The sequence below is a fragment of the Heliomicrobium sulfidophilum genome (assembly GCF_057715735.1).
The window spans coordinates 189,653-216,125 of record NZ_JBVTZZ010000005.1 but is presented as its reverse complement, the minus strand read 5'-3'; the positions used below and the strand labels follow the sequence as shown (position 1 = coordinate 216,125).

Annotated in this window: 22 protein-coding genes and 1 pseudogene; 21 read left to right on the top strand and 2 right to left on the bottom strand. The window is 59.3% G+C overall.

The genetic code is table 11. The features are described from left to right. Positions 1-171 precede the first annotated feature (171 nt). Together AC0CW1_RS06765 and AC0CW1_RS06760 are read left to right on the top strand one after the other, a co-directional pair. Complete coding sequence (locus AC0CW1_RS06765; RefSeq protein ID WP_488182318.1) at positions 172-2,196, top strand: bifunctional 4-hydroxy-3-methylbut-2-enyl diphosphate reductase/30S ribosomal protein S1; 2,025 nt, start codon at positions 172-174, stop codon at positions 2,194-2,196. Positions 2,197-2,266: 70 nt separating this feature from the next. Then, a complete protein-coding gene (locus AC0CW1_RS06760) occupies positions 2,267-4,519 on the top strand; it encodes a type IA DNA topoisomerase (protein WP_488182317.1) in 2,253 nt (750 codons plus the stop codon). Between the two features lie 81 nt (positions 4,520-4,600). Here AC0CW1_RS06760 and AC0CW1_RS06755 read toward each other — a convergent pair whose 3' ends face one another. Then, a complete protein-coding gene (locus AC0CW1_RS06755) occupies positions 4,601-5,512 on the bottom strand; it encodes a hypothetical protein (protein WP_488182316.1) in 912 nt (303 codons plus the stop codon). 91 nt (positions 5,513-5,603) lie between these two features. After that, positions 5,604-7,040: a hypothetical protein gene (locus tag AC0CW1_RS06750; protein WP_488182315.1), complete on the bottom strand. Its 1,437-nt coding sequence runs from the start codon at positions 7,038-7,040 to the stop codon at positions 5,604-5,606. Between the two features lie 157 nt (positions 7,041-7,197). Between AC0CW1_RS06750 and AC0CW1_RS06745 the strand changes: the two genes are divergently transcribed. The 19 genes and pseudogenes from AC0CW1_RS06745 (at position 7,198) to tatC (ending at position 26,275) form a co-directional block, all read left to right on the top strand. Further along, on the top strand, positions 7,198-7,923 hold the full coding sequence (locus AC0CW1_RS06745) for a hypothetical protein (RefSeq protein WP_488182314.1): 726 nt from the start codon (positions 7,198-7,200) through the stop codon (positions 7,921-7,923). A gap of 155 nt (positions 7,924-8,078) precedes the next feature. Beyond that, a pseudogene (locus AC0CW1_RS06740) lies at positions 8,079-8,738 on the top strand (FAD-dependent oxidoreductase); the annotation flags it as partial. A gap of 34 nt (positions 8,739-8,772) precedes the next feature. Then, positions 8,773-9,594, top strand: coding sequence for a phytoene desaturase family protein (locus tag AC0CW1_RS06735; RefSeq protein ID WP_488182313.1), 822 nt, complete (start codon positions 8,773-8,775; stop codon positions 9,592-9,594). A gap of 191 nt (positions 9,595-9,785) precedes the next feature. Further along, positions 9,786-10,238, top strand: coding sequence for an ACT domain-containing protein (locus AC0CW1_RS06730; protein ID WP_488182312.1), 453 nt, complete (start codon positions 9,786-9,788; stop codon positions 10,236-10,238). A gap of 37 nt (positions 10,239-10,275) precedes the next feature. Further along, on the top strand, positions 10,276-11,565 hold the full coding sequence (locus AC0CW1_RS06725; protein WP_488182311.1) for a homoserine dehydrogenase: 1,290 nt from the start codon (positions 10,276-10,278) through the stop codon (positions 11,563-11,565). Between the two features lie 23 nt (positions 11,566-11,588). Further along, complete coding sequence (thrC, locus tag AC0CW1_RS06720; RefSeq protein WP_488182310.1) at positions 11,589-12,638, top strand: threonine synthase; 1,050 nt, start codon at positions 11,589-11,591, stop codon at positions 12,636-12,638. A 2-nt stretch (positions 12,639-12,640) separates the two neighbouring features. Further along, a complete protein-coding gene (gene thrB / locus AC0CW1_RS06715; RefSeq protein ID WP_488182309.1) occupies positions 12,641-13,567 on the top strand; it encodes a homoserine kinase in 927 nt (308 codons plus the stop codon). A gap of 169 nt (positions 13,568-13,736) precedes the next feature. Continuing rightward, complete coding sequence (locus AC0CW1_RS06710; RefSeq protein ID WP_488182308.1) at positions 13,737-14,990, top strand: aspartate kinase; 1,254 nt, start codon at positions 13,737-13,739, stop codon at positions 14,988-14,990. A gap of 154 nt (positions 14,991-15,144) precedes the next feature. After that, positions 15,145-15,852, top strand: a complete 708-nt coding sequence (locus tag AC0CW1_RS06705; RefSeq protein ID WP_488182307.1) for a spore coat protein — start codon at positions 15,145-15,147, stop codon at positions 15,850-15,852. Between the two features lie 216 nt (positions 15,853-16,068). Continuing rightward, positions 16,069-17,307 carry an aspartate aminotransferase family protein gene (locus AC0CW1_RS06700; RefSeq protein ID WP_488182306.1) on the top strand — a complete coding sequence of 413 codons (1,239 nt, stop codon included), beginning with the start codon at positions 16,069-16,071 and terminating at the stop codon, positions 17,305-17,307. A gap of 126 nt (positions 17,308-17,433) precedes the next feature. Then, the gene (locus tag AC0CW1_RS06695; RefSeq protein WP_488182305.1) at positions 17,434-17,868 is read left to right on the top strand and encodes an aromatase/cyclase; all 435 of its coding nucleotides are present in this window, start codon (positions 17,434-17,436) and stop codon (positions 17,866-17,868) included. A gap of 241 nt (positions 17,869-18,109) precedes the next feature. Beyond that, positions 18,110-18,931 carry a polyprenyl synthetase family protein gene (locus AC0CW1_RS06690; protein ID WP_488182304.1) on the top strand — a complete coding sequence of 274 codons (822 nt, stop codon included), beginning with the start codon at positions 18,110-18,112 and terminating at the stop codon, positions 18,929-18,931. Between the two features lie 212 nt (positions 18,932-19,143). Continuing rightward, complete coding sequence (locus AC0CW1_RS06685) at positions 19,144-19,884, top strand: demethylmenaquinone methyltransferase (protein ID WP_488182303.1); 741 nt, start codon at positions 19,144-19,146, stop codon at positions 19,882-19,884. Between the two features lie 174 nt (positions 19,885-20,058). Continuing rightward, positions 20,059-21,507: a menaquinone biosynthesis decarboxylase gene (locus AC0CW1_RS06680; RefSeq protein WP_488182302.1), complete on the top strand. Its 1,449-nt coding sequence runs from the start codon at positions 20,059-20,061 to the stop codon at positions 21,505-21,507. Next, entirely contained in the window at positions 21,500-22,369 is an 870-nt protein-coding gene (locus AC0CW1_RS06675; RefSeq protein WP_488182301.1) for a UbiA-like polyprenyltransferase, read from the top strand. The genes AC0CW1_RS06680 and AC0CW1_RS06675 overlap by 8 nt, the downstream gene beginning before the upstream one ends. 13 nt (positions 22,370-22,382) lie before the next feature. Continuing rightward, positions 22,383-23,486, top strand: a complete 1,104-nt coding sequence (mqnE, locus tag AC0CW1_RS06670) for an aminofutalosine synthase MqnE (RefSeq protein ID WP_488182300.1) — start codon at positions 22,383-22,385, stop codon at positions 23,484-23,486. 2 nt (positions 23,487-23,488) lie between these two features. Beyond that, positions 23,489-24,343, top strand: a complete 855-nt coding sequence (locus tag AC0CW1_RS06665) for a menaquinone biosynthesis protein (protein ID WP_488182299.1) — start codon at positions 23,489-23,491, stop codon at positions 24,341-24,343. After that, positions 24,333-25,502, top strand: a complete 1,170-nt coding sequence (gene mqnC, locus AC0CW1_RS06660) for a cyclic dehypoxanthinyl futalosine synthase (RefSeq protein ID WP_488182298.1) — start codon at positions 24,333-24,335, stop codon at positions 25,500-25,502. Before AC0CW1_RS06665 ends, mqnC begins: the two co-directional genes overlap by 11 nt. Before the next feature lie 17 nt (positions 25,503-25,519). After that, entirely contained in the window at positions 25,520-26,275 is a 756-nt protein-coding gene (gene tatC, locus AC0CW1_RS06655) for a twin-arginine translocase subunit TatC (RefSeq protein WP_488182297.1), read from the top strand. The last annotated feature ends 198 nt before the right edge of the window (positions 26,276-26,473 follow it).

Sequence of the window (26,473 nt, the reverse complement as noted above, 5' to 3'; positions counted from 1 at the left end):
CGATTGAAACAAAATGCCAAAACTATTGGATGTCTCGGTTTTCGCGAAATATGCGAAATATCCTATTTTAACCCGATCCCCCTTTTCTTCTAAAATTCAGAGAGTTTTTGAGAGTACAAGCAGGATTTATCCGTTTTATCACGAAAATAAAACCAGACGAACAGGGGAGTGATGGGTTTGCAAGTCCTCCTGGCGGAACACGCTGGGTTTTGTTTTGGCGTTCAACGGGCGCTCGACCAAGTGGAGAAGGAAGTCGGCGAAGGTAATCGGGTGGCCACTTACGGGCCGCTCATCCACAACCCTCAGGTCGTCGAACGGCTGGCCCGGCAAGGCGTGGGGGAAGTGAAAGACCTGGAAGGAACGGCTCCCGGGCGGCTCGTCATCCGCTCCCACGGCGTCGGACCCGACGTCTACGAACAGGCGAAGCGGTGCGGCTTCGACATCGTCGACGCTACCTGTCCCTTCGTCCATAAGGTGCAGAAGCTTGCCAAGGACTTTACTGACCAGGGCTACCAGGTGATTGTCGCCGGCGACCGGGATCATCCGGAAGTGCAGGGCATCGTCGCCTGGACCGGTGGCAAAGCCGTTGTCGTCGCCGATGGGCAAGAGGCGGAGGCGCTCAATGTTCAGGGTAAGGCGGCGCTAATCGCACAAACTACCCTTAAAGAGGCCACCTTGCGCCAAATCGAGTCGGCCTTGCGCGAAAAGCCCGTTGAACTGGTCGTGCGCAACACCATCTGCGCGGCCACAAGCAAGCGCCAGGACGCCGCCCGGCAGTTGGCTGCCGAGGTGGACGTGATGGTCGTCGTCGGCGGGCGCAACAGCTCGAACACGGCCAAGCTGGCGCAGATCTGCCAGAGCGCCGGCGTCCCGACCTACCATGTGGAGACGGCCGACGAACTAGACCCTGATTGGTTTCAAGGCAAGCATAAAGCGGGGGTAACTGCGGGGGCATCCACCCCCCGTTGGATAATCGAGGAGGTAGTACAAAGAATGACCGACGTGAACCAGGAACAAGCAACGACCGAAACGACCGAACTGAACGAACAAAAGCAAGAAGTTCTCGAAGTCCAAGAACCCGAGCAAGAAGTCGAGGATATGGACAAGATGTTCGCCGAATCCCTCAAGAAGATGGAAGAAGGCCAACTGATCACCGGCATTGTCGTCAAAGTGAGCCATGACGAGGTGCTCGTCGACGTGGCCGGCAAGTCGGAAGGCGTCATCCCCATGCGGGAACTGGCGACTCGGATCCCGAACTCGGCTAGCGATATTGTCAAAGTCGGCGACGAAGTGAAAGTGGTCATCCTCAAGGCCGAATCGGAAGACGGTACCCTTGTGTTGTCCCGCCGCCGCGCCATTGAACGGGAGAAGATCGTACATCTGCAAGAAGCCAAGGAACGGGGCGAGATCGTCACCGGCGAAGTCATCGCCGTTGTCAAAGGCGGTCTGCGCGTCGATATCGGCGTCATCGGCTTTGTTCCCGCTTCCCAGGTGGAACGCGGTTATGTGGAAAACCTGGAAAAATACATCGGCCAGACCCTGCGGATGCGGATCATGGAGATCGACACCCGCCGGAACAATGCCGTGCTGTCCCAGAAAGTCGTCCTCGAAGAGGAGTACAAAGAAGCCCGCACCAAGACCTGGGAAGAGATCGAAGAAGGCCAGACCCGCCGCGGCACGGTCCGCCGCCTGACCGATTTCGGCGCTTTCGTTGACCTGGGCGGCGTCGACGGCTTGCTCCACGTCTCCGAAATGTCCTGGGGCCGCATCAAGCATCCCAGCGAAGTGGTCAAAGAAGGCGACATCATTGATGTCTACGTCCTCAAGGTGGACCGCGAGAAGGAAAAGGTCTCTCTGGGTCTCAAGCAGGTGCTACCCAACCCCTGGAGCACCGTCACCGAGAAATACCCCATCGACGCCGTCATCACCGTCACCGTTGTCCGGCTCACTCCCTTCGGCGCCTTCGCCGAACTGGAACCGGGTGTCGACGGCCTGATCCACATCTCCCAACTGGCCGACCGCCGTGTCAACAAGCCGGAAGACGTCGTCTCTGTGGGCGATCAGGTCAAGGTGAAGGTCCTCGACATCAAGGAAGCCGAGCGTCGCATCTCCCTGAGCATGCGCGCCGCCAAAGAAGACGAGGCCAACGCCGAAGTGCAGGAATATCTCGACAACCAGGAACAGGGCCAGGAATAGTCGTATCAACCGAGGCTAGCCAAGCGGGGCAGAGGATGCCCCGCTTTTCTGATCTTCGGGGGAGGAAACGTTGAAAACACTGATCATCGCCGAGAAGCCGAGCGCCGCCGAAGCCATCGCAGAGGCGGTCGCCGGCCCCTTTCAAAAAAAGCGCGGCTACCTGGAGAGCCCCGACTACTACATCACCTGGGCTGTCGGGCACCTTGTCCAACTGGCCGAGCCGGAGGATTACCGCTCCAGCCTGAAGCGCTGGCGTTTTAACGACCTGCCGATCATCCCCGATTTTCAACTGCGGCCCGTCAAGAAAGCCGACGGCCAGTTGAAGACCATCGCCGGACTGGCGAAAAAGTGCCGAGGTCTGATCAACGCCTGTGACGCCGCCCGGGAAGGGGAATTAATCTTCCGCTATATTGTCGCCTACCTGCGCCTAGAGGGGATGCCGGCTTGGCGGCTTTGGACGGCCTCCCTCACGGTTGAGGCCATCCGGTCGGCCATGGCCGATTTGCAGCCCTTGGAACGGTATGACAACCTCTTCAAGTCGGCCCGCTGTCGCAGCGAAGGCGACTGGCTGATCGGCATCAACGCCACCCGCGCCTTCACAACCCGCTTCGGTGAACTGCTCTCGCTGGGCAGGGTGCAAACGCCCGTCTTGGCCATGATCTGCGAGAACCGCCGCCGGCGCGACGCCTTTGTCCCCGAAACCTACTGGGAGGTCTGGGCGCGCTTTCGCGGCGACGGTTGCGACTACCGCGGGGTGTGGCTGCAGGAGAAGGGCGAGACGCGCCGCCTCGATGAACGGGGCAAAGCGGAGGCGATCGCCGCCGCCGTGGACGGCCGGCCCGGCGAGGTCCGCCAGGTCGACGAGAAGGAGTCCCGCGAGCTGCCGCCCCGGCTCTACGACCTGACGACGCTGCAGCGCGAGTGCAACCGCCTCTACGGCTTTTCTGCCAGCAAGACCCTGAAGATCGCCCAGGAACTCTATGACAGCAAGTTGATTACATACCCCCGCACCAACAGCCGTTTTGTCGACAAACATGGCCTGGCCCTGCTCCGGCGCGTCGTCTCCTGTCTCGCCGGCCACCCTGTCTACGGCCCCTTCGTCGCCAGGGGCAACCCACAATTGGTCCATGAGCGCAACCGGAACATCTGCCGGCCTGAGGCGGTCGAAGACCACCACGCCTTGCTGCCGACGACGCTCGTGCCTTCGGGATTGGTAGGGGACAAGCAGAAGGTCTACGACCAGATCGTCCGCCGCGTGCTGGCCCATTATTTCCTCCCGGCCCGGTACCGGGAGCGGGTGGTCCTGACCGCCGTATCCTCCGGGATGATTTCCAGTCAAGAGAAGGGCGCCGAAAAAGAAGCGGCCATCTCAGGTAGCAACGCCATTTATCTTTTCCGCAGCGCAGAAAAAGCAGTGCTCGATCCCGGCTGGAAAGTTGTCGATGGCGGATGGACGCCGCCGAAAGCACAGGAGCGCCTGCCGGAACGGACCGGTCTGGCCGTCCTTTGCGCTGGCGCCGAGGTGCTAGAAAAGCAGACAGAACCGCCGAAAGCCTATACGGAAGGCAGCCTGCTCGCCGCCATGGAGACGGCAGGCAAGCAACTGGACGATGAGGAACTGCGGGAGATTATGAAGGATGCCGGCTTGGGAACGCCGGCCACCCGAGCAGCCACCATCGAACGGCTGAAAGAGGTCGGCTACATCGAACTGCAAGGCAAGCAGATCGAACCGACGCCCAAGGGGATGGCCCTGGTCAGCCTCGTGGAAAAGTCCGAAATCCCCCTCCTCCTCTCCGCAGAGATGACGGGGAGTTGGGAGAAATACCTGAACGAGATCGCCCGCGGCAATGCCCAGCCCCAGGATTTTAACCGCCGCGTCTCCGACCTGGCCGTTCACCTGGTCAAGCAGTTGGAGAGCGCTGAGAAGACCTGGTATGATAAGAGCGCCTGCGCGAAGCGCCTTGGCACCTGTCCCCGCTGTGGCGGCGCGATCGTGGAAAACCGCAAGGCCTACGCCTGCGCCAACTGGAAGGACGAGAACTGCCCCGTCACCATCTGGAAGACCTTTCGCGGCAAGCGGATCACCGAAAAGACAGCCCTCGCCCTCTTGGCAAAAGGGCGCTCGCCCCGACTGCGCTTTTACACGAAAGAAAAAAAGCCCTATCCGGCGGTCATCCTCTTTGACGCCCAGACAGGGGCTATGACCCTCGAATTTTCCTCGACGACAACGAAAGCAGCGAAAACGACTGCAAAAGCAGCGAGAGCGAGAACGAAAAAAGCCGCTGTTGCGATGACAGGCGATAGCAGCGGCGCCCTTCAATAAAAATGATGGTGAAATAATTGATGCAAAAAAGGCGTAAGCCCTCCCAACAGGGAGGCTTGCGCCTTTGCATTTTCTATCTTCCTATTCGTCCTTCTCTTCCTTCTCCTCAGGGTTTACCTGCTCCGCATCGTCGGACACTTCTTCCACACTCTCTTCGGCATCGCTCGTCGTCATTACAGCTTCGTCAATGATTCCTTCGGCAGATACGTCAATACCTTCCTCCCAAACTGCGACGGAAAGAATTTCTTCCTCCCTTTCCTCAGAAGGCGCTATGGTCGGCGCTGCGTCGGGGCCAAAGGTCACCTTGATGGAAGATGTGGGGGAAGGCTTTTCGTCGGAACTCATCGGGATGATCAGCGTGGGACGCCGCATGGGACGCGACTGAGAGCAAGGAGGCCGCGTCGGCGCTGGAACGGGAGCCAGAGAAGGCATCGGCGTCTGGGTGGTCATGGGCGCCGGATCTGGCAATGGCATCGGCGTTGGCAGCGGGTAAGCTTCGGGAACTTTCGGCGTCACCGGAGAAAGGGGCATCTGTGGCAGCGAAAAAGGCTCTATGGTCGGTGGAACCGGAAAGCCCCCGGGGTAGCTTCCAGACGCGGGTGAGATACCAGTGTACCCGGGAGCGCCAGGGCTTCCCGGATACACTGGGCTTCCGGGGAAGCCGGGGTATCCTGGGTAGGGCATTGGCTGTTCCAACGAATGCCCTTCCATGATGCCGTAACCGGAATCCGGGAAAGCCGATGAGGAATACAGACTTGGGCAATATCCCCGCTGATCGATTGTCCCCATCATGTCCGGGGCCGTACCCCGCATATCGTGATATAGGCGGGAATACATTTCGGCGCAGCAGTCCTGCACCATCTGACTGACATGACGGTGCATCGCCTGCAGCAGATAGGGCTCTTGCGGGCAGACGTAGCGGCAATCAGGCTGCCGTCGCGCCGGTGAGACGCCCATCGGTTCTTCGCGGCCACAATATGTGCGATCTGACATGAAACAGAATCCCCCTCCAAGTCGGCGGCAAATCCGTGGTCTTGATTCGCTACCATACTATGAAGGGGGATAGGGAAAGGTTAGGAAAAAGTCACCGGGGCCGGTCATTGATGCGGTAATTGGTTGTATCGGCCCTAAACCAGGCGACGCCGATGGAGCCAAAGCCTGTTTCGTCCGGACGGTGGCGCGCGATTTGCGTCGGATCGAGCGGTCGCCCGTTCAGGGAGATCGCCGCTAGAAAAGGATCGCTGCAAATAAAGGTGATGCCGCGGATATCGTCGATGTTCGGTATGTAACTTCCCCGGTGGGGATCGTCGATGGCCGATATATCGATAGTCACCTTCCCGCTGTCTGCGTCTCGGTTCGCCGACCAGCGCACGAAGAGGTCGGCCAGGTTGTAGCGCAGCAGCCGCGACGTGCGGGCCACCAGGATCTCACCAAGTTCCTGTTCACGGGCCAACAATTGAAGCGGTTCGTATTCGAGCGGGCGAAAGGGCGGATTCAGGTTGGAGGGTCCCCCCAGGTGCTGGGCGAAGGCGGCGTAGCCGCCGCTCTCCTTTAACTCGCGGAAGTTGTCGGCGTTCAGTTGCTCCTTGAGCAGGTGAGGGCTCCAGATCCAGCGAGGGCTCTTTTGCTGATCCAGCCCCTTGTTGGTGTAGCGGTAGAATCCCCACAGACGCTGACCGTCGCGCAGCGTGCGCCGGTAGAGCAGGCTGGGTCGGCTGAGCCGCGATTCGAAGGAACCCCGGGTCGAGCCCCAGACAAAGCGGATGTTCGGCAGCAGGTCGCTGTGGTAATAGGGGGAGGCCGGGTCGTCGCCTGCCTGGTAGTGGAGGTCGTCCCGGTCAGCGCCGCCGAAGTTTTGCACGTTGGCGTTGTTGCCGTGATCGATCCAAATCTCGAAGCGCTTGTCCATGCCGGTCTGCCGCCACTCGGCAGCGGCCGCTTCGGCAAGTGAACGGGCGAAACGCACATCAGAGGGGTTTGTTCGAGTAAAATCGCCGTAGGAGTGAATGGAATCGATCCAGCCGCAGCGCAGGTAATGCTGGATGGCTTCGGCGCAGTAGGGGTTATTGCTTGTCCCTTTCCAGTAGGTCATCTGGGCAGAGAGGTCGCGCCCGTCGGGATGAACTTTTGCCACCACATCGGTTGCATTGTACATCCAGAAGGAATCGGCGATATCGAGGCCCAGACTCCGGCCCATGGGCGTCATGGCCCGGCTGTTGAGGTATTCATGGATGGCGCCAAACTCGTCCAAGGTAGAGCCGTCGATGTCTGAGGTGATGGCTATCGCAGCCTTATAGGGATAGGGAAACTTCCGTCGGCTCAGACGGAAACTTGAGAGATCGACCCAATGGCCAGGCTGGTTCATAGGCAGCGGCTCGGCCATCGGATCTTCCTGGAATTCGTTTTTGGCAAGGGCTGGTTCAATCGACAACCGCCGGCGCAACCCATAGGCCGCCAGAGCGACGCCGCAAGCGCCAGAGAGGCCGAAGAAGGCCCTGCGGGTGAAGGAGTGGTCGAACATACACGTTTCCCCTTGATGATGGCATTTGCGTCGTATTGCGACGTTTTCCTCTAAGGTCTAACAAAATAAAGTATAGCAAACATGGCAGCATTGGGGATAAAAAGGTTACAACATTCGGTAAATAGCCGCTCAGAGCAAACGGGAAAGGAGGGGGAAGATGCCAAAATCATCGATAGGCAAAATCGGAGCGCTCTGGATGGCGGTCTGGATGGCCGCGTTTCAACTCATCCTACCCTTCCTCTTTGTCTCGCCAGCGCAAGCCTTTGAGACTCTTTTTCCCGCCCACCAGTTCACTTCAATCCGGCCGGAGGCGCCTACATTGCCCTTGGACCAGAGCACCCGCATCTATGGAAGGCTCTTCCACGCCGGGCAAACGGACTATTTCACTGTGCGTGGGCAAAGCGGCGACGAATTGCAACTCCAGATGGCCGTTCCCCGCCTGGATGGACTGGAACAGTTTCGCCCCTCCATCGCCGTCATCGGTCCAGGCCTACCCATGGGTGGTCGAGATGGCGCCTATTTCACCGTCCCTAACGGCCTCGGCGCCCATGTCATCGAGCCGGCGACGCGGGAGCGGGAGATAGTTGACGCCATGTCCGGGGCAGAGTTTTGGCTCACACAAGCCTTTCAATTCCGGTTGCCGGTGGAAGCCGATTATTATATCGCCGTTTTCGACAAGTCGGGGGAACGGGGAAAATACGTCCTCTACCTCGGTCCACCAGAGGAAACAGGCTTCCTGACAGCCCTCCGGCGACCGCTCCAGTTTCTCGAGATCCGGGCCTGGTACCATCCGACCCAACTGCTGGCGGTCACCGCCCTTACGGTGATGGCCTTGGCTGTGCTTGCAGCGGCCTGGCTGGGACGGAAAAGAAAAGCCAAGTAATTCATGCTTTAAAATGCGAGGGGCGAAAGGGATTGCGCGTTGGCAGGTTGGTGGTAAAATGGGACTCTTGTCCTATGAACAGCTATTGCACATCCCCTAAAAATCTGTTACCTTATAATTATTAGTAATGATTACTATGTTTTGGAGTGATACCTATGGCGAAAGTGATCATCGTCGGCGCTGGCGCTGGCGGATTGAGCGCCGCCGTCCGGTTGGCCTACCAGGGCTGGGACGTAACGGTCCTTGAGAAAGAAGCCGCCCCCGGCGGACGATTGGGCGCGATTGAAGAAGGGGGATACACCTTCGACATCGGTCCCACGATCATGATGATGGATGATGTCTTCCGCGAGTTTTTTGCCGAAGTGGGCCGGAATATTGACGATTACCTGGAGTTGGTCCGTCTCAATCCCTTGTACCGGCTCAACTACCAGGACGGCACTGTCCTGGCGCTGCCGAGCGACATGAAGGCGCTCCTCGATGAGATCCGCCGCATCAACCCGGAAGATGTAGACGGCTACCTGCAGTACCTCTCCCAGATCCACAGCCGTTACATGGCGGCGCGGAAAAAGTTTATCGAAAAGCCCTTGAACAAGCTGGAAGAGTTTTTGACGATCGACACGCTCACCGGCATGGTGCAATTGAAGACGCTCAACAACATGTACGCCGACATCAGCCGCTTCATCAAAGACGAGCGTCTGCGCATCGCCCTCACCTTCCAGTCCATTTACCTGGGGATCTCGCCCTTCGACGCCCCCTCCATCTACACGATCATCGCCTATGTAGAGCATGGCGTCAGCGGCGTCTGGTACCCAAAAGGCGGCATGAACGATCGGCAAGGCCCTCGTCCGCTTGCTCGGCGAGTTCGGCGGCCAGTTGCGCTTAAACACGAAGGTCCAGTCCATCCTCATCGAGGGCGGACGGGCGCGCGGCGTGCGCCTCGCCGGCGGCGAAGAAATCTACGCCGATGTGGTCATCTCCAACGTGGACTTCCCCACGTCGATGGAATCATTGGTCCCGCCGGAGGGTCGCGGCAAGTATACCCCGCAAAAGCTCGAAAGCATGACCAACTCCTGCGGCGCCCTCATGTTCTACCTCGGCGTCAACCGCCGCTACGAGAACCTGGATGTGCACAACATCTACTTCACCTGCGACTACAAAGAGACCCTCGACCAAATTTTTGAACAGGGCGCCTTGCCTGACGACCCTGCCATCTACCTCTATGCGCCGACGCGGATCGATCCGTCGGTGGCACCCGAGGGCAAGGAACTCATCTATGTGCTCGTCCCCGTGCCCAACCTGACGAGCGGCGTCGAGTGGGAGAAGGAACTGCCCCGCTTCCGGGAAAAGGTGATGGCCAAACTGGAGCAGGCGGACCTGCCCGGCCTGCGCCAGCACATCGAATTTGAAAAGATCTACACGCCCCACACCTTCCAACAGCGCTTCAACCTCTACCAGGGGGCCGCCTTCGGCCTGGCGCCAACGCTGCTCCAGTCGGGCTTTTTCCGCCCCCACATCTCCTCCGAAGAGGTGGAGAACCTCTACTTTGTCGGCGCCAGCGTTCACCCCGGCGGCGGTGTGCCCGTCGTCATGACCTGCGGCAAGCTGGCTTCTGATCTGATCCTGAAAGATCACGGCAGTGAAGCGGTCCGGTGGCCGAAGCCGGCGGTGTGAGAAAATGCGACGGCAACCAAACGTAGATCATGCATAGGAATAAAAAAAGCGTGCGCCTCTCTGATCAGGAGGCCACGCTTTGCTTTTAATTGTACGAATCTTCATCTTGGGGTTGCCGAATCCAGGCAAAAACCGATATAATGTCTACCATACAGAGAAACATTCCTCCCCAGATGGACAGAGGTGAAATCATGAACGATGGGGGAAAGCGTTTCTACCTGGTCGACGGAGACATCCTCCCGGAAGCGATCCTGAAGACGGCCCTGGTCAACGAGATGCTGGCCAAGGGCGAGGTGACCAAGGTGAGTGAAGCTGTCGAGAAGGTGGGTCTCAGCCGGAGCGCCTACTACAAATACAAGGATGGCGTTCTGCCTTTTCGGGAACCGGGACGTTCCAACATCGTATCAGTCAGCCTGATGCTCGAACACCACCCCGGCATCCTCTCGCGGGTGCTGAACACGGTGGCGGCCATGGAGGGCAACATCCTGACGATCAATCAGTCGGTTCCGGAAAAAGGCCTTGCGCCTGTGGCTTTTGTGTTGGATAGGAGTCGGATGTCCGTCGACCTGCCGCGGCTGTTGGCCGAACTGAGGCAGTTGACAGGCGTCCGGAGCGCCCAGTTGGTGGGCAACGAAGAGGCCTAGAGAAGAAAAATAAAAAGAAATAAGTGAGGTGCATCCGGTGAAACAACCTATCATGGTCGGTCTGCTCGGTCTGGGAACGGTTGGTGGCGGAACGCTGCGCATCCTGCAAAACCGGGTGGAGGATATCGCCCAGCGGCTCGGCCGGCCCGTACAGGTGAAAAAAGTGCTCGTCCGCAACCTGCAAAAGCCGCGTCCTGTCGTCGTCGATCCTGGCCTGTTGACGGACAATCCTGCCGACATCCTGGAAGATCCCGAGATCTCCATCGTCGTCGAACTCATGGGGGGCATCCATCCTGCCCTTGATTATATCAAATTGGCCTTGAAAGCGGGGAAAAATGTTGTCACCGCCAACAAGGACCTGATGGCCGTCCACGGCCGGGAACTCTTTGAACTGGCCGACGCAAAGGAACTGGACCTGGAGTTTGAAGCCGCTGTAGCCGGCGGCATCCCCATCATCCGCCCTCTCAAGGTCTGCCTGACGGCCAACCGCATCGAAGAGTTGAAGGGCATCATCAACGGCACGACCAACTTCATCCTGACGAAGATGACCCAGGAAGGCAGCGACTTCGGCGAGGTGCTCAAGGAAGCCCAGGCCCTGGGCTACGCAGAGGCTGACCCGACGGCCGATGTGGAAGGCCTTGACGCCGCCCGCAAGCTGGCCATCCTGGCCTCCATCGCCTTCAATTCCCGGATCACCCTGAATGACGTCTATGTCGAGGGGATCACCAAGGTGACGGCCCGCGACATCCAATACGCTCGCCAGATGGGCTACACGATCAAACTGCTCGGCATCGCCAAGGAGATCGAAGGTAAGGTAGAGGCCCGCGTCCATCCGGCCATGATCCCCGACTGCCATCCCCTGGCTGCCGTCAATGATGCCTTTAACGCCATCTTCGTCAAGGGCGACGCCGTCGGTGAGACCATGTTCTATGGCCGCGGCGCCGGCGATATGCCCACGGGCAGCGCCGTCGTCGGCGATATCATCGACGTGGCCCGCAACATCATCAACGGTCATACAGGTCGCATCTCCTGCACCTGCTACCACCAGAAGCCGGTCCGCCCCATCGGCGAGATTGTGTGCAAATACTTCTTGCGCCTGGTGGTGACCGAGAAGCCTGGCGTTCTCGCCTCCATCGCCGGCGTCTTCGGCGATCAGGGCGTCAGCATTCAGACGCTCATCCAGCAGGAGACCGTCGGTGACAGCGCCGAGATCGTGCTGGTCACCCACCCCGTCCGAGAAGACAACCTGCAAAAAGCGCTGCAGATCCTATCTGACATGCCGATCGTCGAGGGCGTCGGCAACGTGATCCGCGTCGAGCGCGGCTGAATCAGCGAGAGGAGAAGGAACATATGACGTGGCAGGGCATCATCCCCGCATTCAAAGAATATCTACCGGTGACCGAAAAGACGCCCATGGTGTCCCTCTGTGAGGGCAACACGCCCCTTATCGCGGCGCCTCGGCTGTCCAAACAAGTGGGTGCGGAACTCTACTTCAAATATGAAGGCCTCAACCCGACAGGCTCCTTCAAGGACCGGGGCATGGTGATGGCCGTCGCCAAAGCCGTCGAAGAGGGCGCCCAGGCGATCATGTGCGCCTCCACAGGCAACACCTCCGCCGCCGCCGCCGCTTATGCCGCCCGCTGTGGCATCAAGTGCATTGTGATCATCCCGGAAGGCAAGATCGCCCTCGGCAAACTGGCTCAGGCGCTGATCTACGGCGCCAAGGTTATCGCCATCGAGGGCAATTTCGATGAAGCCCTGAAGATCGTCCGCGATATCTGCGCGAAGCACCCCATCACCCTGGTCAACTCGGTCAACCCCTACCGGATCGAAGGGCAGAAGACGGCCGCCTTCGAGGTCTGCCAGCAGCTCGGCGACGCGCCGGATTACCTGGCCATCCCCGTCGGCAACGCCGGCAACATCACCGCCTACTGGAAGGGCTTTGTCGAGTGGAAACAGGCCGGCCAGGTCGCCAAGACCCCCAAGATGATCGGTTTCGAGGCCGAAGGCGCCGCTGCCATCGTCTTTGACCGGGTCATTGAAAAGCCGGAGACGGTGGCGACGGCCATCCGCATCGGCAATCCCGCCTCCTGGCAGGGCGCTGTCGCGGCGGCCCGCGACTCGGGCGGCTTTATCGACTATGTGACTGACGAAGAGATCCTCGAAGCTTACCGTCTGCTCGCTTCCCAGGAAGGCATCTTCTGCGAACCGGCGTCGGCCGCTTCCCTGGCCGGCGTGATCAAAAAGCGCAAGGCTGGCGTGCTGCCTGAAGGGGCAAAAATCGTTTGCGTCCTCACCGGCCACGGCCTGAAAGACCCTGACAATGCGATCAAAACGGTGTCCGGCGGCCCGATCATGGTGCCGGCCACAGAAGAGGCTGTTCTGCGGGAGGTTTTTTAACCATGCTAGAAGCCGCCTCTCCCACGGTGCGGGTGATCGTCCCGGCGACGACAGCCAACTTGGGGCCTGGTTTTGACACCCTGGGCATGGCCCTGGACCTATATAACTATGTGGAACTGACAGAAACGAGCGAGGGCTTTGTCGTCGACGTGGAAGGGGAGGGCGCTGCCAGCATCCCCCGAAACGAGACGAACATCGTCTTGCGGGTCATCCGGCAGGTATACAACCTGGCCGGGCGGACGCCAGCCGGTTTGCGGCTCAAACTGATCAACGAGATCCCCGTCGCGCGAGGTCTCGGCTCATCGGCGGCGGCCCTCGTTGGCGGCGCCGTGGCAGCCAATGAGCTCTGCGGCAACCGGCTCAGCGACCAGGAGATCCTGGAGATCGTCACCGGCTTTGAAGGCCACCCTGACAACGTGGCGCCGGCGCTCTTCGGCGGCGTCGTCGTCTCGGCCATGATCGCCGAAGGCGACCGGACCGAAGTGGTCAGCCGCAAGATCCCGCCGCCCTACGGGATGCGCGCCATCGTCGCCATCCCTGATTTTCCCCTGGCCACCAAGAAGGCGCGCAACGCCTTGCCGGCGCAGGTGCCCTTCAAAGACGCCGTCTTCAACGTGTCCCGCACCAGCATGGTTATCCTGGCGTTCATCCACAACGATTGGGACTTGCTGGCGAAGGTGATGGAAGACCGCCTCCATCAACCTTACCGGGAACCGCTCATCCCTGGCATGGGCGATGTCTTCACCGCGGCCCGGGAGGCGGGCGCACTGGCGGCTGTCCTGAGCGGCGCCGGTCCGACGCTGATTGCTTTCGCCCGGGAGAACACGGCGGAAGTGGCCAAGGCGATGGAAGAAACCTTCGCCCGCCACGGCGTTGCCTCTGTGACGAAAGAATTAAAACCCTGCGCTGTCGGCGCAAAGGTGATATAATCGGCCCCCTCGATTGACCACAGGGATCGACAACAGGGACGACAAAATGAGAGAACCCTGCCAAGCAGCGACTGGATATAATGTACTACAGCGCAAACAATGCATTTTTTCTTCGAGACGAATCTCAATGTCTCAACGATCTTTGGATTGAGTAAGGAAGTGAACCGAGTTGGCCATCGTTGTACAAAAGTTCGGGGGATCCTCTGTCGCCAATCCCGAACGGATCATGCGGGTCGCCCGCCGGGTCGTAGAGACGAAAGCGGCAGGCAACCAGGTTGTAGTGATCGTGTCGGCCATGGGGGACAGCACCGATGACCTGATCGATCTCGCCAAACAGATCACGGACAAACCGAAGGCCCGCGAAATGGACATGCTCCTGGCCACAGGGGAACAGGTGTCGATTGCGCTGCTGGCCATGGCCATCGATAAGCTGGGTCAGCCTGTCCTTTCCCTGACCGGTCCGCAGGTGGGCATCCTGACGGAACACGTCCATGGCAAGGCAAAGATCCTTGATGTCAACCCTGAGCGGCTCCGCCAGGAACTTGACGCCGGCAACATTGTCATCGTCGCCGGTTTCCAGGGCGCTACGGAGACGGGCGAGATCACCACGCTGGGACGCGGCGGCTCTGATACGACGGCGGTGGCCGTAGCGGCGGCACTAAAAGCGGATGTGTGCGAGATTTTCACCGACGTGGACGGCGTCTATACGACCGACCCCCGCGTTGTGCCCAATGCCCGCAAGCTCAACCAGATCACCTATGACGAGATGCTCGAACTGGCCAGCCTGGGCGCTCAGGTGCTCCATCCACGCTCCGTCGAAGTGGGCAAGGAATACAACGTGCCCATCCACGTGCGGTCCAGCTTCAATCACAATCCCGGAACCATCGTGCAGGAGGTCGTTGACGAAATGGAAAAAGATATGATGGTCAGAGGCGTTGCCTATGACCTGAATGTGGCGAAAATCGGACTCTTTGACGTCCCCGACAAGCCGGGAGTGGCTTCCATGCTCTTCAAGGCCCTGGCTGACCGGAGGGTCAACGTGGACATGATCATCCAGAGCGCCATGCGCGACGAGCAGAACGACATCGCCTTCACCGTCGGCAAGGACGAATTGGAGCTGGCCGTCGAGGTCGTCAAAGAGGTCAACGAGGCCATCGGCGCCGGCGGACTCACCTTTGACGCCAACCTGGCCAAGGTTTCTATCGTCGGCGCTGGCATGGTCAGCCGCCCCGGCGTGGCGGCTATGATGTTTGGAGCGCTCGCTGATGAGGGCATCAACATCGACATGATCGCCACCTCGGAGATCAAGGTTTCTTGCGTCGTCAGCGCTTCCGACGCCAAGCGCGCCGTCCAGGCCATCCACAAGACCTTCGAATTGGAAGGTGACATGGCGGCCAATGACGAGGGATTCAAGGCAGGGTAAGCGCTGAAAGGCTTTTCCGTCTTTTCTTGAAGGGTAAAGGGGCGACCATTGTCATCAACACCGTATGTCCATTCAATACCAGTTGTCTTTTGTATGAGTTCCGGCGTCAAGGGAAAGCCTAATGCCGGACATTCAACAAGGAGGGACTGGCAGTATGCAACAACAAGGACAACATGTCTACGGCTCACCAGGGAACGCCTTTGGAGCCAATCTGGGCGCCGGTATGGGCGGCGCGATGGCAACGGGCGCCACGACAGGGATGGGCATGGGGATGAACGTGGGTGGCGGTGGGCAGCAACAGTTTGGCGCCCATGAGGTATTGATGGTCCATGAAGTCCTTCAAGATACGATCAATGGGATCAACAAGTTTGAACTCTTCCGTCCCCATGTGAAGGATTCGCAACTGGCCCGGATTATGGATAACCAAATCCAGTTCATGCGCACCTGTTACCAGAATACGGTTAACTACCTCCATCACAAAGGGCAAACCAGCGCCGTCCCCTACCGGATGCCGCGCACGTCTAGTCCCGCTTACGGGTTGCGCAATCCTCAACCGCAGGAGCCGAACACCTCGGTGAACCAGATGGACGACCGGGATGTGGCTTCGGAGATGCTGGGGAGCGCCAAATGGTCGGCCATGCTCCATACCCAGGCATCCCTCGAATGCGCCGATCCGACGCTGCGGGCGATGATGGTCAGCGGTGCTCAGTCGTGCATCAACAAGGCTTATGAGGTATTCCAGTTCATGAATCAGCGCGGCATGTATCAGGTGCCGACCATGCCGGATAAGACGACGAACAACTTCCTCAACGCCTACCAGTCGCCTCAGGGTGGAATGGGGATGCAGATGCAAATGCAGTAGGCCCTCTGGACGATCGACTCGCAAAATGAAAGGTTCCCGAATGCCCCGGAAAAGTGATGTTGACGCTTCGCCGGGGTGTTCGCTTTTTAAAAGACGGTTGCTATTTGACGCAAACCCGAGTTCATCGCTGTTCATTTTGCAAGGGACGGTTATCATCCAGAGGCAAAAAGGTGAATAACATTTAATCAGAAAAAAGGGGACAAAGGGGGTGCCCTCTTGAGCGTCATCGAGGCCTATGAACAGCACCTCAACCCGGCTGCAGCTCGCCTCTTTCGCTTGATGGGGATGGGTTCCACGGCGGTGCGGGCGGAGGGGTGCTTCGTCTACGACGACGAGGAGCGTGAATATGTAGACTTTTTGGGCAATTTCGGCGTCCTCAGCCTGGGTCACCGCCATCCCCGGGTGATTGCCGCCGTCGTGGAACAGATGAAGGGACTGACGCAAACGGCGCGGTTCCTCCTGGACGGGCCGACGGTGCGCCTCGCCCGAAGACTGGCACAGATCACGCCGGGCGATCTGCAGTATTGTTTTTTCGGCAATTCCGGCGCTGAGGCGGTGGAGGCGGCCATCAAGATTGCGCGCTTAGCGACAGGGAAAAGCGGTTTCCTTGCAACGGTCAACGGCTTTCACGGCAAGACCTTCGGCGCCTTGAGCGTTTCGGGGCGAGAGACCTTCCGAGCGCCTTTTCGCCCTTTGCTGTCCCCGGTGATCCATGTCCCTTTCGGCGATGCCGCTGCCCTGGAGCGGGCGCTCGCCGAAGATCAGGACATGGCCGCTTTCATCGTCGAGCCGATCCAGGGGGAGGGCGGTGTGAATGTGCCCCCTCAGGGGTACCTCAAGGAGGCGGAATTCCTTTGCCGTCAGGCGGGGGTGCTCCTGATCGCCGATGAGGTACAGACAGGCCTTGGCCGTACGGGGAGGCTCTTTGCCTGTGAAGAAGAGGGCGTCGTCCCTGACCTGCTCTGCCTGGCCAAGGCGCTCGGCGGCGGCGTGATGCCCATCGGCGCCGTGGTCGGTCGTCCTGCTGTCTGGGAGGCGCTTTTTGACCATCCTTGGCTGCATACGAGCACCTTCGGCGGCAATCCCTTGGCTTGCGCCGCCGCCCTGGCTGCTGTTGAGGTGACTCTCGAAGCGGATCTCATGGGGCAGGCCCGTGAAAAAGGGGAGTGGCTCATCGGACGGCTGCGGGAACTGGCGAGCCGGTATGACCGGGTAATCGCCGACGTGCGTGGCAGGGGGTTGCTCGTTGGGATGGAACTGGCGAAGGAAGGCGCTGGAGGACTGATCATCAGCCGGATGGTAGAGGAGCGGATCATCGTCGGCTATACGCTCAACAATCCACGGGTGATCCGTCTGGAACCGCCCTTAAATGTACCCTGGGCGGTTTTGGAGCGGGTAGTCGCCGTGCTGGAAGGGGCGGTTAGGGAAGCCGATGGCGCCATCGATGATCTGTAAGTGTGATTTCGTCCTTTGCTCGATAGGATGGCCTGAGTCGTTTATTCTCGGGACGCCTACATAATGCGGATTCGCTAGAGAGATGCGCTGCTACCGAAAAGAGGGGAATGGAGAGGAGCGATTCCCATGCCCTATGTGGAGGAAGACCTGCGGATCGAGGGGCCTGTGCACCGTGTGTACGGGTTGGCCAGCCGGATGGAGGATTACCCGCTGTTCATGGCCGATGTTCGCTCCGTCCAAATCGTCGAGCGCGGCGAGGGCTATACGGTGACAGTCTGGGAGACTGATGCCGACGGGCGGATCTTCCGGTGGCGCGAACGAGACGAGTTTTACCCCGAAGAGGGGAGGATCGCCTACCGGCAGATCAGCGGCGATCTGAGACGCTTTGAAGGGGAATGGCGATTCCAGGCTTGTGATGCCGGTTGCCTGGTGACCTTGACGGTTGACTTTGATCTGGGCATCCCCATGTTGTCACCTCTGTTGCATCCCATTCTGGTGAAAAAGGTGAGGGAGAACGCCCGTGCCATGCTTCTGGCGATAAAGGAAAAAATCGAGGGCTAGAAAATTCAAAGAAAGATCAGGGAAAACATCCCGCCTAACCAAGGTCTCAGACTAGAGATTTTAAGTGAATCATTGTCGAGGCGTTGACTTTCCGGCAAAAAGCTTCCACGAAAGCCTTACAAACCTTAGTAGATTGTCGGCCTTTGTTTTTTTTTATTATCCAGACATCTACTAGGGCAGGATTTTGACAGGTATGCTAGAATTATAATATCGCTGCCGGCCGGAAAGGGGTGTTTTTCGTATGTCAATTCGAATGTGGGAGTCCATCCTGCCTGAGTTGTCGAAGGTGCGGGCCCGTCTGGATGACCGGATGCCTGGCATTTCAAAACAGCACCTTCGCTTCATGGGACTGGGTTCCTATGATGTGAACAAGATGTTTCCGGCCATTCTGGTGCTGCTCACGGCGCGTATGTTCGGCGCTCCCAGCCAGCAGGCCAACTGCTTGGCAAGCGCTATCCAGTTTATCCAGACAGGAACCGATATTCACCGGACGATTCCCGATGAAGGAAGGGGCCTTCGCAACCTGGAAAAGGCGACGATTCCTTTTTCCGTGCTTGTTGGCGACCTTTACTACTCCCAGTTCCTCTCCCTTCTCTGCGAAGGGGAACTGTTGGAGTATCTGCCGCGCATCTCCCGGACGGTCTGCAAAGTCCATGAGGGCGGTGTCATCCGGAAAGAGCTGGTTGAACCGGGATTCGCCACCGATGAGCATATCACGTCCATGCGTGAGATGGAATTTGCCAGTCTGCCTGCGCTCGCCTGCCGGGTGACCGGTGAAATCTATGGCGCGACGCCGAGACAGCTTGCCGCTTTGGAACAGTTGGGACGAGCTGTCGGCCTGTTGGCCGGTTGCCGATTCGTAGCGGCCACGTCCGATGAGGCTGTCGAATGGATGGATGAAGCGATGGATGCGCTGCGCACGCTTCCCCAAGGCGCTATGGCCGAGGCGTTCCGGGTGCTGCTGTCCCAGTTGCATGGCGGCGTTCGGAATGACGGCTTGAAGCTGCCTCTGGAAAAGTCGTTGCTAGAAGGCATCGTGAAGCCCAGAGTGGTTGTCGTGTGAACAAAGAAAAGGCTCGATGAGGCCGCCGGTTTGTCCGGCGGCTTTTCGACGTTTCGCCGAACACCGAAAACGAAACATAAGGCCTGCAACGGAGAGGCCTGTACGGCGCGGTTGTAGCGATTATTTCGTTGAAGAAGCGCCTCCGGTAATATAAAATAGCGGAGGAAGCGCAAGCTAAAGAACACAGCAAAAGGAAGGCGTGTGTTGACATAATGGCGGAGGAGTTCCGGTCTGCGGAAGAGAAGGAGCGGTTTATCCAATCCACCTTTTCCGCCATCGCCGCCCGTTACGACTTGATGAATCAGGTGATGACCTTTAATTCCGACACCCGCTGGCGGCGAAAAGCGGCGACCTTGTCCCAACTGCCTGTCGGCGGCGCTGGTCTTGATGTCTGCTGCGGCACGGGGGAGTTGGCCCAAGCCCTGGCGGAGCGGGTCGGCGCGCGAGGTTCTGTTGTCGGCCTCGATTTCAATGCCGACATGCTGGCCGTGGCGCGGGAGAAGCAGCGAGAAGGCAAGCTCGCCCGACAGATCGAGTTTATCCAGGGAAACGCCATGGAATTGCCTTTTCCCGACAACCGCTTTGACGCGGCCACCATTGGCTTTGGCCTGCGCAATGTGCCCGATTTTCGCCAGGTCCTTCGGGAGATGACGCGGGTCGTCAAGGTGGGCGGCACTGTTGTATCGTTAGAGACGTCGAGGCCCCAGTCGTGGCCGATGAAACCACTCCACGGCTTTTATGTGGACAGGCTGGTTCCCGTCATCGACCGACTGTCGGTGGGGCAGCGCGGTCCCTACGCCTGGCTGGCCCGGTCGGCTCAGGCCTTCCTCCCCCAGGAGGAGTTGAGCGCCGTTTTCCGGGAGGTGGGCCTGACGAAGGTTCGCTATCATAACCTCTTCGGCGGCGTTGCCGCCATCCACGTCGGTTTTAAACCGGATACGTCAACCCATTGACCCCCACCTGTGCCGGAGAGTCGTCCTGCCGTTTTTGAGGGCGATTTCTCCGTTTTTCGTTGTCTGCCCGAAAAAACGGGGGAAGCTACCATTATAGCGGTTATGAACATAAGCGGCGCTTCCCTGTGGGAAGAGGAACCGCAGGGAAGCGAACATAAGAGGAGGAATTGCGCCTTGGCTTTTCGCGACATCCGTGAGTTTATCGATGAACTGGAGAAACGGGGCTGGCTGAAGCGGATCACGGCTGAAGTTGACCCCTACCTGGAGATAGCGGAGATCACCGACCGGGTAGGCAAGCAGGGCGGTCCGGCCTTGCTCTTCGAAAACGTGAAGGGATCGGATATGCCCGTCCTGACGAACACGCTCGGCTCTTATGAGCGGTTGCACCTGGCCATGGGTGTCAACAACCTCGACGAGATCGGCGACGAGATCATGAGCTTTTTACAGGTGCCGGATGTGTCGGCCTCTTCCTTCTTCGACAAGCTGAAAGCCCTGCCGAAGCTGGCCCAGATCGGCAACTTTTTGCCGAAGACGGTGCGCACCGGTCCGATGAAAGAGGTCATCGACCATGAGCCCGACCTGACGAAGATCCCCGTGTTGACGACCTGGCCCGACGATGGCGGTCCCTTCGTCACGCTGCCCATGGTCTTCACGAAAGACCCTGTCACAGGCAAGCGCAACGTGGGCATGTACCGTATGCAGATCTATGACCGCAACACGACAGGCATGCACTGGCACCTGCACAAGCAGGGCGCCCAGCATATGGCCGACGCAAAAGGCAAGTCGAAGCGGATGGAAGTGGCCGTGGCGCTCGGCGGCGACCCCGTCCTTTCCTATTCGGCCACGGCGCCGCTGCCGCCGGGGATCGATGAGATGCTGCTGGCCGGCTTTTTGCGCAAGAGCCCTGTCGAGATGGTCAAGTGCGAGACTATCGACATTGAGGTGCCGGCCCATGCTGAGATCGTCCTCGAAGGGTACGTCGACCCCGATGAACTGCGCTGGGAAGGCCCTTTTGGCGACCATACGGGCTACTACTCGCTGGCCGATTATTACCCCGTTTTCCATGTCACCTGTGTGACCCACCGAAAAAACCCGATTTACCCGGCGACTGTGGTGGGCCGTCCGCCTATGGAGGACAGCTACCTGGGCAAGGCGACAGAGCGCATCTTCCTGCCGCTGATGAAGCTGGTCCTGCCGGAAGTGGTCGACATGAACCTGCCCTGGGAGGGCGGCTTCCACAACCTGGTCGTCGTGTCGATCAAAAAGAAATACCCCGGCCACGCCCGCAAGGTTATGTGCTCTCTTTGGGGCATGGGCCAGATGATGTTCGCCAAGACGATCGTCGTTGTCGACGAGGATGTGAACGTCCAGGACATGAGCGAGGTCTGGTGGCGGCTGTTTAACAACATCGACCCGCGCCGGGACATCATGTTCGTCGACGGACCTGTGGACGCCCTCGACCATGCGGCGCCGCTGCCTCACTACGGCTCCAAGATGGGCATCGACGGCACCCGCAAGTGGAAGTCGGAAGGCCATACCCGCGAGTGGCCTGAGGTGATGGTCATGTCACCGGAGGTGCGTGAGCGGGTGGCGAAACGTTGGAAGGAATATGGCCTTGACTAATTCAACAAGCGCTTTGGGACGGGTCGGCACGTTCCTGGAAATGATCAAGTTTGAACACACCATCTTCGCTCTGCCCTTCGCCTATATGGGTGCGCTGTTGGCCCAGATCCGTGTCCCCGACTGGCCGGTCCTCTTCTGGATCACCATGGCCATGGTGGGAGCGCGGACGGCGGCGATGACTTTGAACCGGCTCATCGACCGCCACATCGACCGGAAAAACCCGCGCACCGCCAGCCGGGCCATGGCCCGGGGGATCATCGGCGTTGGGGAAGCCGGGGTCTATGTGGCCATCAGCTTCGCTCTCCTGCTGTTTTCTGCGGCCATGCTCAACTCGACGGCGTTGCTCCTGTCACCGTTGGCCGTCTTTGTGCTCGTCCTCTACTCCTACACGAAACGGTTCACCTGGGCCTGCCACTTCGTCCTCGGCCTGGCCTTGGGGGCTGCGCCGATGGGCGCTTGGATCGGCGTCAACGCCGCCGTCGACCCGCCGGTCGTCGTGCTGGCCTTCGCCGTGCTCTTCTGGTCGGCCGGTTTCGATGTCATCTATGCCTGCCAGGACGCCGACTTTGACCGCGCCCAGGGGCTCCATTCGATTCCGTCTCGCTTTGGGATCGCTAGGGGATTGCTGATCTCGCGGTTGCTCCATGTGCTGGCGCCAGTGCTGTTGCTGTCAGTCGGGTTGATGCTCGGTCTGGGGACCTTCTACTATGTCGGTGTGGCCATCTCGGCGGCATTGCTCATCTATGAACATACCCTGGTGTCGCCCCATGACCTGAGCCGCCTTGACGCCGCTTTTTTCGCCATGAACGGCTACATCAGCATGACCATGTTTCTGTTTACCTTATTGGATATCTTTTTTTAACGGGGTGAGATAGGTGGAAGACTTCTTTTCCCACAGCCCGCTGGCCGACTTGATTCCCAAGGTGCAGGCAGGGGAACGCCTGTCCAAGGAAGAGGGGTTGCGCCTCTTTGAGTCGAATGACCTGCTGACCATCGGCTACTTGGCCGATCTAGTCCGCCGCCGCAAAAACGGCGACAAGGTCTACTTCATCAACAACCGCCACATCAACCCGACCAACGTCTGTGTCAACCGCTGCAAGCTTTGCGCCTTTGGTGTCGACAAGGGCACCGAGCGGGCCTACCTGATGGACCTGGAGACGATCGAGGACAAGGTCCGTGAATCCCTGGCGTCCAAACCATCGGAGATTCACATCGTCGGCGGTCTCGACCCTGATGTGCCCTTCCAGTTCCAGGTGGACATGCTCCGGCGGGTCAAAGCGATCATGCCCGATACGATCATCCAGGCCTTTACGGCGGTCGAAATCGATTTCTTCGCCGATCAGACGGGCAAACCGGTGCGAGAGGTCCTGGAGATCCTCCGCGAAGCCGGCTTGGACTCCCTCCCGGGTGGCGGCGCTGAGGTTTTCAGCCCCCGTGTCCGCGAGAAGATCTGCCCGAAAAAGATCCCCGGCGATCGCTGGCTGGAGGTGCACGGCGAGGCCCACAAGCTGGGCATGAAGACGAACGCCACCATGCTCTACGGACACATTGAGACGCTGGAGGAACGGGTCGACCACCTCATCCGTCTGCGGGAGCAGCAGGACAAGACGGGCGGCTTCCTGGCCTTCATCCCGCTGGCCTTTCATCCGAAAAATACGGAACTGGAAAACATGGGCCTCTCCCGCACGACCGGCTATGATGACCTGAAGGTGCTCGCCGTGGCCCGGCTGATGCTTGACAACTTCGACCACATCAAGGCCTTTTGGATCATGGTCGGTCCGAAGCTGGCTCAGGTGTCCCTCGCCTTCGGCGTCGACGACATCGACGGCACAGTCGTTGAGGAGAAGATCACTCACGCCGCCGGCGCGGAAGCGGGTATGGTCATGACCCGCCGCGAACTGGTCGCCATGATCCGCGCCGCCGGGCGCATTCCCCTGGAGCGGGACACCCTCTACAATGTCGTGCGCAGGGAGTTTTAGCGATGATTCGTCTGGGACGCGTTGACTATTTGAATGTGCTGCCCATCTACTACGCTTTTGAATCGGGCGCTGTCCCCTTAACGGCCGACTTCGTCCGCGGCGTTCCGGCCCTTTTGAACGAAAAATTCCTGACGGGGGAACTGGATATCACGCCCATCTCCTCTATCGCCTATGCCGGACAGCCCCAGGCTGGCTGGGTGTTGCCCGATGTGTCGATCAGCGCCGATGGGCGGGTGGCTTCCATCCTGCTCTTCACGCGCCGGCCGGTGCGGGAACTGAGTGGGGAGACGCTGGCCGTGACCACTTCGTCAGCCACCTCGGTGGCGCTCCTGAAAGTCCTCCTGGAGCGCCATTACGGCATCCGCTGCGCCCTGTCTCCCCAACCACCCGAGCTGACCTCGATGCTGGCCGAACATCCGGCAGCCTTGCTCATCGGCGATGACGCCTTACAGGCGGCGGAGACATTACGGCAAGGCGGACTGGGCGGGCTGGGGCTCCATGATGTGATTGATCTGGGGCTCATCTGGAAGGAAATGACGGGCCTGCCTATGGTCTACGCCCTCTGGGCCATCCGCCACGACTACGTGAATCGTCACAGCGGCGAGATCGACCGGGTGGCCGAAGCCTTCCGCCAGGCCCGGGCATGGTCGGACAAGAACCCCCAGGAGGTGCTTGTCGAGGCTCGGCGGCGCTGCGAATTTCCGATGGAACTGCTGCAGGACTACTTTCGGACGATCCGCTATGATCTGGACAACCTCTATCAGCATGCGGCGGAGACCTTTTTTGCCGAAGCGGCGAAGGTCGGCGTCCTGCCCTCGCCGGTGAAATTGAAGGTGTGGGGTCAAGATGAAGGGTAACGAAAAAGCGGATGCCTTGCCGCGAGAAAACGCTGGCGCGCAAGGAGAGTTCGGCGAGCGAGCAAATCGATCGCAAGGCCTTGGCGCAGGAGGTTCGGATTGGCGAAAAATCCTGCAAAAAGCCCGCCGCGGCGAGCGGCTCAGCCTCGAGGAGGGCGTCATCCTCCTTATCGAGGCGGACCTGCTTCCCTTGGGCGCTGTCGCCCGGGAGGTCAGTGAGCGGTTGCACCCTGACGGCCGGATCACCTTCGTCATCGACCGCAACATCAACTACACCAACATCTGTGTCACCGGTTGCCGCTTCTGCGCCTTCTACCGTCCCCCGGGTCACCCGGAGGGCTATATCCTTTCCCGGGACAGCCTCTTCCAGAAGATCGAAGAGACTGTCGCCGTCGGCGGCACCCAGATCCTGATGCAAGGGGGCATCCATCCCGACCTGGGGCTTGAGTGGTTTGAGGACCTCCTGCGGGCGATCAAGGCCCGTTTTCCCATCCACATCCACTCCTTTTCGCCGCCAGAGATCGTCTTTCTGGCCGAAAAAGAGGGCCTTTCCCTGGAGGCGGTCATCAGCCGGCTCCATGCCGCCGGGCTCGATTCGATCCCGGGCGGCGGCGCGGAAATCCTCGATGACCGGGTGCGTCAGGCGATCAGCCCCCGCAAGATCGGATGGCGGCGTTGGATGGACGTGATGCAGGCAGCCCATCGCTTGGGTTTGCACACGACGGCTACGATGATGTACGGCTCTGTGGAGAGCCCTGAAGAGCGGGTCAAGCACATGGTTCGGGTGCGGGAGGCCCAGGATGAGACAGGCGGCTTTACGGCCTTTATTCCCTGGAGTTATCAGCCCGATCATACCGATTTGGGAGGAACGGGCACGACCGGTGTCGAATATCTAAAAACTCTTGCCCTTTCTCGACTGATGCTTGATAATGTTCCCAACATCCAGGCATCTTGGGTCACCCAAGGGGCGAAGATGGGTCAGGTGGCCCTCGCTTTCGGCGCCAACGATTTTGGCGGCACCATGCTGGAAGAAAACGTCGTACGGGCCGCTGGCGTAAGGCACCGCGTCCCGATGGAGGAGATCCTGCGGGCCATCGGCGATGCAGGCAAACGTCCGGCCCAACGAGATACCCTGTACCGGATGATCCGGGAGTTCTGAGGAGGCGACCGGCCCCGATGACGGAAACCAACCATGAAGAAAAAACGATGCCTTTGACAGAACACCTGGAAGAGCTGCGGACGGTGCTGATCTGGGCATTGATCGCCGCACTGGCGGGCACGGTTGTCGCTTATAACTGGAACCAGGAACTCATCGCCTTGCTGACAAAGCCGATGGGCGACTTGGGGATCAAACCCGTCATCGTTCGACCGGCGGAAGGTTTTTTTGCATCGGTGAAAGTGTCCTTTTTTGCGGGACTGATCGTCGCCTCGCCGGTTATCCTGTGGAAAATCTGGTCTTTTGTCATGCCTGCCCTCTATCCCCATGAGCGCAAGTGGGTCTACATCATCCTGCCCATCTCGGTCCTTCTCCTGGTCTCCGGCGTCGTCTTCGCTTTTTATACCGTATACCCCATCGGGGTGACCTTCCTGATCACCTTCGGCGACTTCACACCCATGATCTCCATCAGCGAGTACCTCTCTTTCGCCCTTTGGTTCATTCTCCCCTTTGGCATTGTCTTTCAGATGCCCCTGGTGATCATGTTCCTCGTTCGCATTGGGATTGTCGATCATCACTTTCTGGCCAAGTACCGCCGGTACGCCGTCTTGGTCATGTTCGTCGTTGCGGCCGTCTTTACGCCGACGCCGGATGTGATCTCACAGACCCTGATGGCGGCGCCCATGTACCTCCTCTACGAGATCAGCATCTGGATCGCCCGCTGGATCCGCCCGAAAAAAGCAGCCGAGGCGGAGACGCTGGTCAAGGCGCCCTGACAAGGCATTCCCTAGAGGAAACGTAATTGATCAGCAAGGGATAACATAACAGCATCTAAAAAAGCGAACCCGCGTGGTCTCGCTTTTTTTCATCCCTGTTATGCCGGATTCGCAAGTGAGTAGGGAGCAAAATCCAAAGTATGCTATAATCACAGTACAAAGAGTCTGGACTACCGATAATGCCCGGCATCGGATCCG

Excerpts from the sequence above, each read along its gene's own strand:
- AC0CW1_RS06765 (WP_488182318.1), top strand. The coding sequence starts at position 172 with ATGGGTTTGCAAGTCCTCCTGGCGGAACACGCTGGGTTTTGTTTTGGC.
- AC0CW1_RS06755 (WP_488182316.1), bottom strand. The coding sequence starts at position 5,512 with ATGTCAGATCGCACATATTGTGGCCGCGAAGAACCGATGGGCGTCTCA.
- AC0CW1_RS06750 (WP_488182315.1), bottom strand. The coding sequence starts at position 7,040 with ATGTTCGACCACTCCTTCACCCGCAGGGCCTTCTTCGGCCTCTCTGGC.
- AC0CW1_RS06745 (WP_488182314.1), top strand. The coding sequence starts at position 7,198 with ATGCCAAAATCATCGATAGGCAAAATCGGAGCGCTCTGGATGGCGGTC.
- AC0CW1_RS06730 (WP_488182312.1), top strand. The coding sequence starts at position 9,786 with ATGAACGATGGGGGAAAGCGTTTCTACCTGGTCGACGGAGACATCCTC.
- thrC (WP_488182310.1), top strand. The coding sequence starts at position 11,589 with ATGACGTGGCAGGGCATCATCCCCGCATTCAAAGAATATCTACCGGTG.
- thrB (WP_488182309.1), top strand. The coding sequence starts at position 12,641 with ATGCTAGAAGCCGCCTCTCCCACGGTGCGGGTGATCGTCCCGGCGACG.
- AC0CW1_RS06705 (WP_488182307.1), top strand. The coding sequence starts at position 15,145 with ATGCAACAACAAGGACAACATGTCTACGGCTCACCAGGGAACGCCTTT.
- AC0CW1_RS06695 (WP_488182305.1), top strand. The coding sequence starts at position 17,434 with ATGCCCTATGTGGAGGAAGACCTGCGGATCGAGGGGCCTGTGCACCGT.
- AC0CW1_RS06690 (WP_488182304.1), top strand. The coding sequence starts at position 18,110 with ATGTCAATTCGAATGTGGGAGTCCATCCTGCCTGAGTTGTCGAAGGTG.
- AC0CW1_RS06685 (WP_488182303.1), top strand. The coding sequence starts at position 19,144 with ATGGCGGAGGAGTTCCGGTCTGCGGAAGAGAAGGAGCGGTTTATCCAA.
- AC0CW1_RS06665 (WP_488182299.1), top strand. The coding sequence starts at position 23,489 with ATGATTCGTCTGGGACGCGTTGACTATTTGAATGTGCTGCCCATCTAC.
- mqnC (WP_488182298.1), top strand. The coding sequence starts at position 24,333 with ATGAAGGGTAACGAAAAAGCGGATGCCTTGCCGCGAGAAAACGCTGGC.
- tatC (WP_488182297.1), top strand. The coding sequence starts at position 25,520 with ATGACGGAAACCAACCATGAAGAAAAAACGATGCCTTTGACAGAACAC.